Here is a 15747-nt window from a genome sequence, read left to right on the forward strand (position 1 = left end):
TTCTTTAAAATAAACAGATTGATACCTCCTTAGATATATCATTCATGTTGTAAGGCAAAAGTATAAAATAATGAATGAACTGCATTCAAATTCAGCTTAAATATTATTATTTATTATAAAAAAGAGCAATTACATTATAATATGTAACTATTAGTGGTTATAGAATATGAGTTTTTGAAGTTTCATAATAGATAAAATCACCTATAAAAAAGAGTAATTCATCAAGATTACTATTTAGCACGTTGAATTTTAATCCGTTTATTTTAGAATCTCTTTAAGCTACTACTAGATTACGGAAAATGTGGATTGAGTATAACCATAAGCTAGACTGCAACATGAGGAATTTAAGAAAAAAACGACTTAGCAGTAATTTATGTGATGAACTAGTTCGATTCCTAGTCACGAATTACATTTCGGTGTTTTAAAGGCGAAGTACCATAATGCTTCTGAAAAAGCTGGCAAAAATGAGAAACATTAGAAAAACCAGATTCCCAACAGATGTCATTAACCGGTTTATCTGTACTAATTAGAAGGTGAGATGAATATTCCAATCTTTTTATTCGGATCCAATTGGCAGGCGTATCGTTGTATTTCTTTTTAAATTCTCTTTTGAATTGAGACAAACTTTTATTTGATAAAAATGCGAGGTGATCAACATTCAGATTTCGATATATATTTGATTGTAAAACCGTATCGATAGCAGATTTACGCACCATTAAAATTTCTCTAAGAAAACTAATAAAATAGCTTCGTTCCTGTCCTTGTATCAACACCAACAGAAGCTCATTTAACTTGTTGCTTAATAATTCTGGAGCTGGTGGTGGAAGCACCTGGAAATAAGAAATTAAGGACGAAATATATACCTGCATCCATGAATCCATTTGATATTGATAAGCTCCCCAAGTTTTAATATCCAAAGCATCAGTGGAATGAAGCATGTGTTTGTATTTATCGACAAACTCGACAATGAACGCCTCCTTTAAAAAAATGAAGATTCCCGAATTTTGATTGCCTTGTATCAATTTCTCATTGATAAGAATAGAACCTTTTTTAATGAATATAGCCTCTCCTTCCTCAATTTGATAGTAATGATTGGGGGTAACAACACCTTTGTTGCCTTTTAAAATAAACATTAAAGTATGTTCTCCAATAAAGAACTTCTCCAACATTTCTTGTTCCGTATTGGAATAATAAACAATATACTGATGATCGGATTCTAAGATTTTACAAACCTCAGATCGTTCAAAATATGCTTTCAGTTCCTCGCTAATCACCTTATTCTTCTTTTTATTGGATATAAAATATGGATTACAAATTAGACTTTATATCTAATCTATAATCCATCACAATTTATAAATATTTTAAGAAGGAATACTACAATCTAGCTTTCCTCTACTGATTTTTTAAGCTCTTGTAAAGTCTGAATCGATGAATCTAACTTAAAATCATTGGGATTCGTCTCTACATCAACATTTCTAATTACTTCTTTCACAAATGGGATAGCTGGACTATTCATGCTGAATTTTTCCAACCCCAAGCCAATTAATAAACTAGTAGCCTTTGTGTTACCCGCTAACTCGCCACACATACTAACCTCTATTCCAACTTCTTTAGAACGAACTAAAATCTCCCGAATTGCTTCCAATACTGCTGGATGAAACGGACTATGATATTTAGCTACGCTATTATTATCACGATCTAAAGCCAATAGATACTGGGTAAGATCGTTAGTTCCAATGCTAAGAAAATCTAATTCGGCAGCCAATTGTGGAATAAAAAATATGGTTGACGGAACTTCTATCATGACGCCAACTTTCATTGTCTTTGAAAATGAAATTCCCTCTTTTTTCAATTCTTCTTGGACTTCACTAAGCAATTCTTTTGCCGAATAAACCTCTTCAATCACACCAACCATAGGAAACATGACACGAATATCGTATTCTGCCGACACGCGACAAATTGCTCTTAGTTGTGTTTTAAATAATTCAGTATCTTGCAAACAGTATCGAATACCTCTCAATCCTAAAAAAGGATTATTTTCAGAAGGAATATTAAGATAAGGAATAGGCTTATCTCCACCCACATCAAGAGTTCGTATGGTAACTGGATAACCTTTCATGTTTTCGCAAACTGCTTTATAAGCCTCATATTGTTCCTCTTCCGATGGAGCTTTATCTCGGTTCATAAACAAAAATTCAGTTCTATAAAGTCCTATACCATCTGCTCCATTCTCAAAAGAGATTTTTGCTTCTTTGGGTCCACTTACATTTGCTAATATTTGATAAGTTTTCCCATTTTTAGTTACAGCAGGAGTTTTGGCTATTTTAAGCAATTCTCCTCTTTTAAATTCTTCTTCTTCTTTCTGTTTTCTTAAATCAACAATTACAGTTGAGTGATTTTTGGTCCAAATTTCTCCTGTTTTTCCATTAATCGCAATTTCCTCACCATTAATAAGCTGATCTATCTCCTCACCAATACCTACAATTGCTGGAATTCCTAAGGATCGTGATAAAATAGCAGAGTGAGAAGTCTCACCTCCGGCCCTTGTAATAATTCCCTGTACTAGATTAAGATCCAAATCAACGGTTTCGGCTGGTCCCAATTCATCAGTTACTATAATGCAAGCTTCCGTAAGTACAATCTTTTGCTGAGGCTCTCCTAGCATTTCCAAAAGAACTTTATTCCCAACTTCGACCACATCAGAAGCTCTTTCTTGCAAATAAGCACTATCCATTTTTAGATATTCTGCTTTTAATTTTTCAATTTGGCTAGACCATACAAAAGCAACATTTATTTTTTCTTTACGGACAGTTTCTTCTACTTCTTTTAGTAAATCTTGATCACGCAAAAGAAGTTTATGATATTCAAAAATCTCAGCCTTATCTTTATTAAGTTCTTTGGTAATTTTTTGTTGAATTGTTTCCAAATCTACAATCACACGATTAATCGATTGATGCAATAAGTTTATTTCCTGATCAGCATCAGAAATGTCCACTTTTTCAATGGTTGGCAACTCCTTTTTAAACCACATGGCTTTCCCAATGGCTATACCTTTTGATGCTGCAATTCCCTGAATTGCACCATTTTTTGATTTCTTATTTACTGTTTTTTCAACGGTTTCGGCACTTAGTTTGTCGTTATCACCAAAATTAGCATCTTGAAATTCAATTAAGGCATTCTCTAGTAAAACGGACTCATTCCCCGAAAGTATAAAGTCTAATACATCGCCTTGTTTAGCACCTAAAGTACCAACTTGACTAATACTTGATGCAGAAACAGGCTTTTTCCCATTTACAGACACCATAGCATTTGCATCGAAACGATTCACAATCTCGATAAGCTTAGCTGCAGGTCTGGCATGCAAACCTTGTTTATTCGGAACCGTAATTTGTACAGATTTTCCTTCTGTAACGATCTCTTTACCTTCGTCAATAGAAACCTCTTCCTCTTCTGGTTGCAAAAGTACTTTTTTAGCATGCAATGCATTTTTGGCTTCAGCAATAACCTCTTTTAAACTGGAGCCAGACATAGCTTGTGCAGCAGCAGCAATTGCACCTTCAACAAGAGGCGCTTCGCATAGAATCACCTTATCGCGCATCTCATCTTCCAGAAAATCGAGAGCAATATCGGCACTCATAATCGCACTACCAATGTCCATCAAAACCAAAACACCATCTTCGGAATAAGCATTTCGAATGGCCTGTTCAATTTTCATGGGATCGGTTCCAATTGGATTTTCATCATCATCGAGCCCTCCAGCAGCTTCTATCTTCACTTTATTTTGCCCCATTTGCAGGGCAAGCTCTTTAACTCCCTCTGCCAACATTTTACTATGCGAGACGATTACTAGACCTATCATCTTTTCCTATTTATTTTCAACAATTATTGCTTGTAGTACCTTAACTATAGAACACGAAGAAGTTGCTCCAGGATCTTGATGTCCAATGCTTCTTTCTCCCAAATAACTCGCTCTACCTTTTCTAGCAATCAAATTAATTGTCGATTTTAGTCCAACTTCTGCAGCTTCAACCATTTTAGTAGATGCTATCTCTAATGTTTCATTCTGATTAACAGATTCATTAAGCGATTCAACAACCGGCGACCAAACATCAACCATGGTCTTATCGCCAACGGAAGCTTTTCCGATTCCTTTAACGCCACCTAAGCCTTTTGAAATTCCTTCGCAAAGATCAGCCAAATTCAGTTCCATCTTTCCTTTTAAGGCCATACCCATTTGCATAAAAAACTTGCCATAAAGAGGTCCCGATGCTCCACCAACACTAGAAATTAATGTCATTCCTGTGTCTTTTAGAATTGCGCCTATATCTTTACCATCAAACAATTCTGTTTTCAGTAAAACTTTTTGAAAACCTCTATCCATATTGATACCATGATCAGCATCACCAATTGCAGCATCTAGCTGAGAAAGATAATCTTTGTCTTTACTCATTACTGCTGCGATTCCTTTCAACCAATCGTTAACCTGAACTTGTGATATAACACTCATTACACTTATATTTTAATTAAATCTACTTATTTGATCATATTCTTCTTAAAAAATAAGCTAGAATATATTTAAACAGGATGTCTTAATTTGATTTAAAACATCCTGATTTTATATTTAATCTGTTTCTAAACTTATACGCCCCAACGAAGACCTGGCGTATTTACTGGAGCGTTCCAAAATTTCTTAATTTCTTCATCTGCTTTTACCATTGTGATGGTACATCCTTGCATTTCAAGAGAAGTAATGTAAGGTCCAATTAATTTTTCCACAATTTTAATTCCTTTTGCTTCACAGATTTCAGCAAGCTTTCTGTAAACAATATATAGCTCAGAAACTGGCGTTCCACCTAAACTATTCACCATTACAATTACTTCATCGCCTGCTTTTAAAGCTTTACTCGTAATCTCCTTATCTTCCCACTCTCCTTTTGTTCTATCCCACTCTCTTACAGTTCTTGTAAAATCTTCATCATCCAAGATACCATCAACGAGCATAGTTGTCGTTTCATCAGCTGTACTAAGCTTCATTCTTTTTCTGCCTGGTTCGCCGTGAATACCAACACCAAACTCAATTTCATCGTCACCAATTTCGAAATTTGGTTTCCCAACCGCAGGCACAATACACGAAGTTAAAGCCATTCCCATTGATCTACCGCTACAATTCACCTTTCTAGCTAAATCAGCACATTCATCCAAACTGTAACCAGCTTCAGCTGCGGCTCCAACAATCTTTTCCATCAGTACAGTCGTACCAACACCACGTCTACCTGCTGTGTAAAGACTATCTTTTACAGCCACATCATCATCAACTAAAATACTTTGAACTGGAATTTCTTCATCATGTAACATTTCAGTTGCCATATCAAAATTCATGACGTCACCCGTATAATTTTTCACTAAGAACAAAACACCAGGGCCGCCATTCACTTGCTTTGCACATTCAAGCATTTGATCTGGCGTAGGAGAAGTAAACATTTCACCAGGACATGCGCCATCTAACATTCCCAAACCAACAAAGCCACAATGCATAGGCTCATGACCACTTCCTCCACCTGAAACAATAGCTACTTTATTTTTTGGAGAATCTGAACGATATACAAATTTTGGTTCAAGATTAATCTTGATGCTACTATGTGCTGCCGCCATTCCTTGCATTTGCTCAACAACTACATCGTCTACCTTATTAATTAATTTTTTCATAGAATAAGTTTTGTACAGGATTAATTATAGAGATATACTTTCTTCAGGCTAAAGTTTCTTAACAAAATTTCCCGCAGTAATTATTTAATATCTTTTATAATGTGAAATAAGCGGTTTTACTTTACACAAAATGTTCTATTTGGCTCATTTCTTATCCAATTTGGTTAAAACGATTGCATAATCCAAATTCAGTTCGAGCATGCTATTATTAAACAATTGTAAATGAGGTAATTAAACGAACAGCATAACTAATCACTGATTGTGCATTATATTTCTAGTAAATACCTATTTCATCAGTCTTATTGTAATCTATTATTCACTAAAAGAACATATTATAAGGGAAATATTAAGTGCTTTTTCTATGTTACGAGATAGGAATTTTTAAAAGGAGTATATGGAATAAAATTCGTTGGGAATAAAAGTAAATAGGCCATCATTAAAAGTAAGAAGAAGATATTCCATACTAATATCTTTTACTGGTTGATATGATAAACAATTATGCTTAAACATATTATAAACTCACATAAAGCGATGATAAAATTGACGTGATTTTTAATAGCCAATTGAAATCAATAAAAAACCTTCAATCTTAAGTATAACTTAAGATTGAAGGTGATTTTATTGTGTATATAGTAAATTTAATTTCAATATAGTTAAAACAAACTTACGCCTTGTAATTACTACATTTTTATACATATGTGTTGTCTAATTACACAAATTGCATTTAAGAGGAAACCTTTATTATTTATACTAAATTGCTCGTTTTTTTAAATGACTATTTTCTTCAATAGTAACATTAAAATTATTAGGCACCAATAGTTTTGAAGGCGTGTATTCAGTTGATTCCTGTTCGCTAGACTTAATATCTACATTTTCACCTTGCTTAAATAAATTTTTCAACTTAAAAAACAAAGAATACGACATTTTTGCTAGCTGAGCTACAATCAATCCCAATGTATTGATTACTAAAAGCTGTAAAAGCTTCCAAATTGAATGACTCTGCAAAGCCAACTCTTCTCTATTAGAATTGTTAACTGTTAATTTCGCATCTTCTCCTTGCTTAATGTAAGAAAGAAATTCCTCATAATTTGCTTCTTGCATGGTGTGTATATTTAAATTGTAATTGTTAAAATTATATATTTCTTGATAATCTGTTTTGTATTGTTTCTTTTCTTCTTTCAACCTCGACAGTAAGTCTAATTTATTATTTGAAGAGAATATTGACACCGTATTACTATTTAAAACAGGTGTAAGTATTATTCCTAATCCTGCTTGCTTAGCACGTATTTCAAAGGAACAATTCTGTTTGTTTATATCATTCAAATGATTAATTAGTATAGAAAAACAAGCCGTATACATTTTTGGCACTAGTTTAAGCAGAGAAAAACCTTCTAAAATAGATACAGCAAATGCCTCTTTTAAAAATCTTCTTCGTTTGCGTTTTTTAATTCCATGATAAAGAACATCATAAAATGAAGCCAAAATTTTAAAATCAACTAGACTTATTTCTTTACCTTCAAGTTTAAATCTAAATTCATTGATTATTTTATGATATTCATTGTTTATCTCATTTAACTGAGAAGAAGGAATTAGACATCCAGTAGCACTCTGAAGTGGGCGAATGTTGCACAAACGACTATATATCATTTGCTTTTCCTTAAAACTTAAAATATCTATAACTTGATTTTTATACAAGTGATTTTTAATAACTAGAAGTAAACGCTCCTCAAAAGCACGATAATCAGCAAGAGCACTTATCTCCTGAGATTCCAACACTTTATTATTGAGTTTTTGACTTTCCAGCATTTTATTATGAATTTGAACTGTTCTATTAGTTTTAAACAATATCTTATTTAAACTAATTGTCCGAAATTTATAATAATAATTTATAACGAACAAGCTTTTTTGTCTTTATTTTGATTTTCATCATCACTTTTTGAACGTTTAACTAATAAAATATTCATTTAATCCAATAATTTTAGTTTACTTCATCTCTGTTTTAATTAAATTAATCACAAAAAAGAGTAGAGCATATTTTAATTATTTATTACAAAATATTATTTGAATATAACTATCATATCAACTCCCGATTTATAACTAAAAGATCTTCTGATTAATCGATATACTTTATTTAAGCAGTTTATAACTCTGTTTATTGATATAAAAACTTATTTTTGAATTAATCTTATTAACTCCTCCAATTAACTAATATAGAATACAATGAAAATTAAATTACTCTTGCTCCTGCTTTTACCTATCAGTTTTTTGCAAGCACAACTATTAAAACCATTACCTAATAATTTAGATAAACGCATTTTAATTGCACACCCTACAGTCACTAATATCCATATTCTTTCTACGCTTTCTACTAAAGGCTTAATCAATTTGAATAAGGTTCAACTAATAGGAATATATCATTCTAATGAAAATTACGAATACAGGAATTCTCAAGCTGTACTTGATACAATTAGCACTCTTAATATGTATTTGGTTGAACTTAAGGATAGTATATCTACTGACAAACTTTATCAACGAAATGATATGAGTGATGATTTTATAGAACTCTTTAAAAACAGTTCTGCTGCCTTTTTCTTTGGTGGACCTGATATACCACCAGCAATCTATGGAGAAGAACTAAATCCACTAACTAAAGTTTGCGACCCATATCGTCATTATTTCGAAGCCTCTTTTATTTTTCATCTATTGGGCGGTTCTCAAAATAAAAACTACTCGGCTCTATTAAATCAAAAACCTAATTATTTAGTTCATGGCATTTGCCTTGGCATGCAAACTATGAATATTGCTACTGGAGGAAGTTTAATACAGGATATACCATCTGAAATTTACCATAGAACCGAATCTAATGGCTTATCAAAGCTTGGTGAAAATGAGATTCACCGAAATTATTACAAACAGATGTCAAAATATGATAGTTTAGAACTAACAGGCTTTCATTTTCACAAGATAGATTTTGAAGGTTCCTTTTTTCCAAAATTAACTGGTGTATCTAAAAAAGCTTCGCCAACAGTCAACTCCTACCATCATCAAGCTATTGATAATCTTGGTATGGGATTTAAGGTTTCGGCAAAATCAATTGATGGTAAAATAATTGAAGCCATATACCACAAGAAATTTTCTAATGTATTTGGCATACAATTTCACCCAGAACGCTCCGACTTTTTTATGCCTACATGCAAGGTGCAATTTAAACCTAATGGCGAGAAAAAGACTTTGCAGGAATGGATTGATATAGAAAGTCTAAATTTCTACAAAGCTTATTGGATGGGTATAAATGAGAGATTGCAGAATTTATAAACCGAAAAGACCTAATTTGCTATTCTGCAGATTAGGTCTTTTACTATTGTTATATGATAATAAAACTTAGATACGTTTCATCATAGCTTCAATTTCTTTGATTTGAGCAGACAACATTTTTTGTTTGTCAAGTTTTTTAGCTTCTTGCAAATAGTATTTAGAAAGCTTTTTATTTCTTTTTGACAAATAAATACCAGATAAGTTAAGCTTTGCTACAGCCTGATCTGTTGATGTTCTAAGACCTGTAGAAAGTGCTTTTTTGAAGTGCTTTTCAGCTTTAGAGCTACTGTTTTGTTGAGCTTCTACTAATCCAGAAAGATAATAATAATAAGCTTCTTGGCTTTTTATCATCGCTTCAGGATGTTTTACACCACTCAATATACCATGTGCTTTATCGAACTTAGATTTTCTAACAAAATAAAAGGCCAAAACATTTTTCTCATTTTTGAAATGGAATAAAACAAATAGACCAGCCACTAAAAAAGCATATATGCCATATGATATCATACTGCTCACAAACAAAAAGATAGATCCTGATAATATAATTCCAGCAATAACAAGCCTAAGGTACTTTCTCACCATAATAGATATTTTAAAATTTAATGATACAAAACAAACCATTTTTTAACAAAAACAAGCAACATAAAGCTGTATTTTTTCTTTTATTTCTATTTTAACGAGTCAAATAAATTACAAAACGACTATTTTCTATGCCTAATCCTCCTAGGATATATCCCAAAAGATTAAAATCAAATCTTTTTTTAATGGCAAAATAAACTCAAATAAATTTCAGTAAATTTTCTTAATCTCAATTTTAAATAAAACAATTGGTTTAAAAATTGACATTATTTCATATATAATAATTTGCATACCGAAAATAAAAACTTAGTTTTGATGCAGAAATGCATTTTATGAAGATAAATAAGAAAATTTTGAGTTTAATTTTAGTGTTACCAATTTTGGTAATGCTTGCTCATGATATTATTCCTCACCATCATCATAAAACGATTACTTCTGCCAATTTTGAAAAATTGGTCCAAGGTCATAATGAAACAATTCACACAACTTACTGCAATTCAGATAACAAAAGACAGCATATTACTCATTTTCACAAAAATAATGAGAGTATCTGTTGTTCATTTGTGAATTTACGTTTCTTCAAATTTTTTAAGTTTCAGATGCAGATCGCACATATCATTTTAGATATTATTTTACCTTCGAATGATGATGCACCTATCAGATACTTTGTATCAAATTCCAATCTAGTTCCTGAGCCCGATAGGGAATCCACAGGACTTCGTGGACCTCCACTCGGCTAAACTATTCTACAACGTCAATTTTTATTCTACTTGCTTTTAGCAAATTAGGATAACTTTCTTCGTACCACACATTGGTTTAGTCTGTTAAATAATTGGTTTTGTAGATCTCAAACATGTAAACCCCGTTGTATTTATACAACTTTTATTGATAATTATTTTACTAACAATCAGAGATGGTTTATGTCATTTTTGTGCTGATTTCAGTATAAAAATGTTATTGAACTATCTCTAAAACAAACATCTCACATGAAAAAAGTATTATTTGCTTTAGCAATTTGTGGCTTGGCATTTACCTCGTGCAATAGCACTGGTAAAAAAGTTAAAACAGAAGAAGTTCACCAACACGAAGGACACAATCATGAAGGTCATGATCATGGTGTTGAAGGACATGAACATAATCAAGAGGAATTCAAGGTAGATTCAACAACAAAAACTAGTTGTTCAGGCTGTAAATCTGGTTGCACTGCTGAAGAGACGAAATCTTGCTGCGATTCTAAAAAAGTAAAAGAAGAGCATGAAGGTCATGACCATGAAAATTGCGAACATAAGCATTAAAAATTAGATAGGGTCGGCTATTAGCCTTCCCTACTCTTCCCTTTATCGGAATAATTATCAATCTCAATAAAAAAAATAATGGTTTTTAACTGTCTTACAAATATGTAATCAGGCAAGCCATCCTAGTATCATAAATATCTCATACAATGAATAAAATATATTTGATAGCCATTGGGTTATCACTCTCTCTATTTTCCTGTAAATCATCCACTCCTTCGGCACACGAGGGACATGAGGGCCATTCTCATGATGAAGTGGCAGGCGGAACAACGCATGAAGAACATACGAATCAAACAATAACCCTTTTTTCTAAGCATACTGAGGCTTTTGCCGAATTTCATCCTTTGGTTGTGGGGCAAGTTTCAAAATTCTTTACCCATGTAACACGTTTAGATACTTACAGTCCTTATAGTGAAGGGAAACTTACTATCACTTTAATTGATAAAGATGGTAATGGCATTCGTAAATCAGTTGATGCACCAAGCTCACCAGGAATTTTTACGCCTAGTTTAAAACCAAATACTGCTGGTTTTTATACACTAGTTATAGAAGTGGATTCAAAATTTGGCAAGGAACGCTTCAAAGCTGAGAATATTGAAGTTTACGCCTCTGAAGATAAGGCAGAGAAAGCTATAGCAGCTCAGCAGAAGGAAAATCAGACTTCCTTTTTAAAGAAACAAGCCTGGAAGATTGATTTTGGTACTGAGAATGTAAAGTATGGCATTTTCAATAAAATTATAAAAACGACTGGCGAGCTTATTGCTTCAAGTAATAGTGAAATTAGGATTTCAGCTCAGTCGAGTGGTATCATTCATATGCCATCATCCGATATGGTTAATGGGAAAACGGTCAAAAAGGGTGAACCCATATTCTTTATTTCTGGGAACGGTCTTTCTGGCAATTCCTTAATCAGTCGTTTCATTTCAGCTCAATCGGAGTTTCATAAAACAGAAGCTGATTTTAAAAGAGCTGAAGCTTTGCGTGCCGATCAAATTATTTCTGAAAAGGAATTTAATGAAGCTAAATCAAATTTTGAGAAGGCTGATATCAATTTTAAATTGATTTCTAAGGATTATAGTACAAAGGGGATTAAAATAGCATCACCTGTAACAGGATATGTATGTGATATTTTTGTAAAAGAAGGTCAGTATGTTGAAAAAGGCCAAGTAATTGGTATTGTAGATCGAAACTCAACATTAATCCTAAAAGCCGACCTATTTCAGAAACACGTAACACAATTATCTAAAATACATTCAGCAAATTTCAAATTGCCTTATCGCGATGAGGTTTATAATACAGACGATTTAGATGGAAAGCTGATTGCTTATGCACGTGATATTCATGAAGATGATTACACAACGCCTGTTTATTTTGAAATCAACAAGACGCCAGAACTTTATATGGGTTCTTTTGTCGAAGTGTATTTAAAATCGGAAAGTACACGCAAGGTTTTAAGTGTTAGCAAATCAGCCATTCTCGAAGATCAATCTATTTTCTTTGTTTTTGTACAAACTGATGGTGAAAGCTACGAAAAGCGCTTTGTTACTATTGGTTCGGATAATGGTAAGGAAATGGAAATTATAAGTGGCTTAAAAGCTGGAGAACGAGTAGTAAGCAAAGGCGTTTACTTTGTAAAGCTAGCTTCTATGTCTGGAGCTTTGCCATCAGGACACAATCATTAGAATTGTGGATTAATTTTCAAAATGAATGTAAACCTTAGGTGCATACTATTCTAGTCCACTTAAGTTCACTTTAAACTTAGAAACTGTGTTAAATAAAATTATACAATACGCACTTCACAATCGTATACTGGTTATGTTTGCAGCTTTTCTCCTAATTGTTGGAGGCAGTTACACAACAACCAATATAGATGTTGATGTGTTTCCAGATCTGACTGCACCAACGGTAGTTGTGATGACTGAAGCACACGGAATGGCACCTGAAGAGGTGGAAAAACTTATTACTTTTCAAATAGAAACCGCCGTAAATGGCGCAACAAATATCAGACGTTTACGATCATCTTCATCTGCCGGATTCTCTGTTGTTTGGGTCGAATTTGAATGGGGTACCGATATCTATCTTGCTCGTCAAATTGTGAGTGAAAAGTTGATGTCCATATCGGATCGTCTTCCTACAGGAGCTGGTAACCCTACTCTTGCACCGCAATCATCCATAATGGGCGAAGTGATGATGATCGGTTTACAGGCAGACAAAACATCTGACATGGACCTTAGAACTCTAGCTGACTGGAACATTCGTCCACAGTTATTAGCTCTTAGTGGCGTTGCACAGATTGTTGTTACTGGTGGCGATTACAAACAATATCAAATACAAGTTAATCCGCAGAAAATGCGTTATTACAATATTAGCTTGGATGAACTGATGAAAGCCGCCAATGCAACCAACCAAAATTCTGCTGGAGGTTTCATTAACGAATTTGGAAACCAATATAACATTAGAGGTATTGCAAGAACATCTGATGTAAAGGAACTAGGCAACACTGTTGTGAAAGTTTATAAAAAAGCACCTATTAAAATTAGCGATATCGCAGAAGTGGTAGAAGCTCCTGCTCCTAGAATTGGTTTGGCAAGTGTTAATGCCAAGTCTGCGGTTCTTTTAACAGTTAAGAAACAACCCGGAGTCAATACGCTTAAATTAACCGAAAAATTAGATTTAGCAATTGCTGATATCAAAAAAGGCTTGCCCGAAGATGTAACGGTAAATACACATATTTTCCGTCAGGCAGATTTTATTGAAAACTCAATTGGTAATGTAAAGAAAGCCCTATACGAGGGATCTATTTTCGTTATTATCATTCTATTGGTTTTTCTAATGAATTACCGTACAACGGTTATTTCATTATTAGCTATCCCCTTATCATTACTATTTACAATTATCACACTTAAACTACTGGGTATTACTATTAATACCATGACATTGGGAGGTATGGCGATTGCCATTGGCGACCTTGTGGATGATGCGATTATTGATGTTGAGAATGTTTATAAACGACTTCGCCAGAATTTTAAGTTGCCTAAAGAACAACGTAAGAAGTCACTTGTTGTTATTTATAGCGCCTCTTGCGAGATTCGTTCCTCTGTAATTAATGCAACCTTTATTATTATTGCTGCGTTTATACCTCTTTTCTTCCTAACAGGAATGGAAGGTAGAATGCTTCAACCACTGGGTATTGCCTTTATTATATCGCTATTTGCATCTTTAATCACTGCACTTACTATCACGCCAGTGCTATGTAGTTTTATGCTAACGGGCGACAAAATGCTCGACAGAAAGAATAAGGAAAGCTGGTTGGTAAGGAACTTAAACAGGCTTTATGAGAAATCTTTGAATAAAGCTTTGGAGTATAAAAAAATCATTCTAGTATCAGCAACTGTCCTGTTTATTGCTTCACTTATTATTATGAGTGGCTTGGGACGTAATTTCCTTCCTGATTTTAACGAAGGATCGCTAACCATTACAGCGATTACAAAACCGGGTATTTCTCTTGAAGAATCGAACAAGATTAAGACTATTGCGGAAGAAGCCTTATTAACGATTCCAGAAGCTCGATTAACAGCTCGCCGTACAGGTCGTGCTGAGCTTGATGAGCATTCATTTGGCGTAAACACCTCGGAGATTGAAGTCCCGTTTACACTTACTGATAGAACCAAAACTGAATTCTTAGCTGATGTAAGAAGTAAATTGGGAGAAATTGCAGGTGTTAATTTCGCTATTGGTCAGCCCTTAAGTCATCGTATCGATCATATCTTATCTGGAACTAAAGCTAATATTGCTATCAAAATATTTGGAACCGATCTTTCAAAAATGTTCCTGATGGCTAATGACATTAAAGGTTCAATTGACCAAATAGAAGGTGTTGTAGATGTGAATGTTGAACAGCAAGTAGAAATCCCACAAATACAGATTAAACCGAAACGTGACATGTTGGCTAAGTATGGTATCTCAATTTCAGATTTCTCTGATTTTATTGATATCGCCTTTGCTGGTGAAAAGGTTTCTGACGTATTCGAAGGTGTTAAGGCTTTCGATTTAGTGGTAAAATACAACGAAGAGAATCGGGGTAATATCGAAGCTATCCGCAATGCACTTATCGATACTTGGGATGGTAAAAAAATTCCATTTAGCTACGTGGCTGATATCAAATCTTTATCAGGTCCTAACACCATAAGTCGTGAAAATGTACAACGAAAGTTAGTGGTTTCGGCCAATGTTTCAGAAAGAGATCTTCGCTCTGTTGTCACAGATATTAAGGCAGCAGTTGATAAGGACATTATAATACCAGAAGAATATCGTATTGAATTTGGAGGACAATTTGAAAGTGAAGCAAAGGCATCAAAAACTTTAGCTTTAACCTCTATCATCTCATTTTTGATTATCTTTCTATTACTGTTTCAGGAATTTAGATCATTCCAATTGGCTAGTATTATTTTATTAAATTTACCTTTAGCATTAATAGGAGGTATTTTTACCATTTACTTTACCTCTGGCATGTTGAGTATTCCTGCGATTATCGGTTTTATTACCCTCTTTGGTATTGCAACCCGTAATGGTATACTACTTATATCAAATTATCAAAGTATGTTAGATAAAGGCTTGGAGATAAAAGAAATTATTGTTCAAGGTTCAATTCATCGTTTGAGTCCGATTTTAATGACGGCCCTAACTGCAGCTTTAGCCTTAATTCCTATGGCTCTTGCAGGTGATAAACCTGGTAACGAAATTCAAAGTCCAATGGCTGTTGTTATTTTAGGTGGTTTATTAACTTCCACCCTACTAAATGTATATATAATTCCGATTGTGTATTTATTATTAAACTCAAAAAAGAAGTAAT

At 33.5% G+C, this 15747-nt stretch carries 11 protein-coding genes; 5 read left to right on the forward strand and 6 right to left on the reverse strand.

Annotation, left to right across the window (positions count from 1 at the left end; genetic code table 11):
- Positions 1 to 395: 395 nt before the first annotated feature.
- From EMN46_RS20410 to EMN46_RS07440, 5 genes are all read right to left on the reverse strand, one after another.
- Positions 396 to 1274, reverse strand: coding sequence for an AraC family transcriptional regulator (locus EMN46_RS20410; RefSeq protein ID WP_154200167.1), 879 nt, complete (start codon positions 1272 to 1274; stop codon positions 396 to 398).
- Positions 1275 to 1381: 107 nt separating this feature from the next.
- Positions 1382 to 3859: a phosphoenolpyruvate--protein phosphotransferase gene (gene ptsP / locus EMN46_RS07425; protein WP_154200168.1), complete on the reverse strand. Its 2478-nt coding sequence runs from the start codon at positions 3857 to 3859 to the stop codon at positions 1382 to 1384.
- A 6-nt stretch (positions 3860 to 3865) separates the two neighbouring features.
- Positions 3866 to 4507, reverse strand: a complete 642-nt coding sequence (gene dhaL, locus EMN46_RS07430) for a dihydroxyacetone kinase subunit DhaL (protein WP_154200169.1) — start codon at positions 4505 to 4507, stop codon at positions 3866 to 3868.
- A gap of 131 nt (positions 4508 to 4638) precedes the next feature.
- Complete coding sequence (gene dhaK, locus EMN46_RS07435; protein ID WP_154200170.1) at positions 4639 to 5706, reverse strand: dihydroxyacetone kinase subunit DhaK; 1068 nt, start codon at positions 5704 to 5706, stop codon at positions 4639 to 4641.
- 750 nt (positions 5707 to 6456) lie between these two features.
- Positions 6457 to 7551, reverse strand: coding sequence for a hypothetical protein (locus tag EMN46_RS07440; RefSeq protein ID WP_154200171.1), 1095 nt, complete (start codon positions 7549 to 7551; stop codon positions 6457 to 6459).
- A gap of 375 nt (positions 7552 to 7926) precedes the next feature.
- On the opposite strand from EMN46_RS07440, the gene EMN46_RS07445 reads away from it, so the two are divergent.
- On the forward strand, positions 7927 to 9021 hold the full coding sequence (locus EMN46_RS07445; RefSeq protein WP_154200172.1) for a gamma-glutamyl-gamma-aminobutyrate hydrolase family protein: 1095 nt from the start codon (positions 7927 to 7929) through the stop codon (positions 9019 to 9021).
- Positions 9022 to 9087: 66 nt separating this feature from the next.
- Here EMN46_RS07445 and EMN46_RS07450 read toward each other — a convergent pair whose 3' ends face one another.
- Complete coding sequence (locus EMN46_RS07450) at positions 9088 to 9603, reverse strand: DUF2892 domain-containing protein (RefSeq protein WP_154200173.1); 516 nt, start codon at positions 9601 to 9603, stop codon at positions 9088 to 9090.
- Positions 9604 to 9932: 329 nt separating this feature from the next.
- On the opposite strand from EMN46_RS07450, the gene EMN46_RS07455 reads away from it, so the two are divergent.
- The 4 genes from EMN46_RS07455 (at position 9933) to EMN46_RS07470 (ending at position 15746) form a co-directional block, all read left to right on the forward strand.
- Complete coding sequence (locus EMN46_RS07455; protein WP_154200174.1) at positions 9933 to 10340, forward strand: hypothetical protein; 408 nt, start codon at positions 9933 to 9935, stop codon at positions 10338 to 10340.
- 246 nt (positions 10341 to 10586) lie between these two features.
- Entirely contained in the window at positions 10587 to 10895 is a 309-nt protein-coding gene (locus EMN46_RS07460) for a hypothetical protein (protein ID WP_154200175.1), read from the forward strand.
- A 146-nt stretch (positions 10896 to 11041) separates the two neighbouring features.
- The gene (locus EMN46_RS07465; protein ID WP_154200176.1) at positions 11042 to 12577 is read left to right on the forward strand and encodes an efflux RND transporter periplasmic adaptor subunit; all 1536 of its coding nucleotides are present in this window, start codon (positions 11042 to 11044) and stop codon (positions 12575 to 12577) included.
- Positions 12578 to 12662: 85 nt separating this feature from the next.
- Entirely contained in the window at positions 12663 to 15746 is a 3084-nt protein-coding gene (locus tag EMN46_RS07470) for an efflux RND transporter permease subunit (protein ID WP_368667505.1), read from the forward strand.
- Position 15747 lies beyond the last annotated feature (1 nt).

It is taken from the genome of Ancylomarina sp. 16SWW S1-10-2, from assembly GCF_009669305.1.
GTDB lineage: Bacteria > Bacteroidota > Bacteroidia > Bacteroidales > Marinifilaceae > Ancylomarina.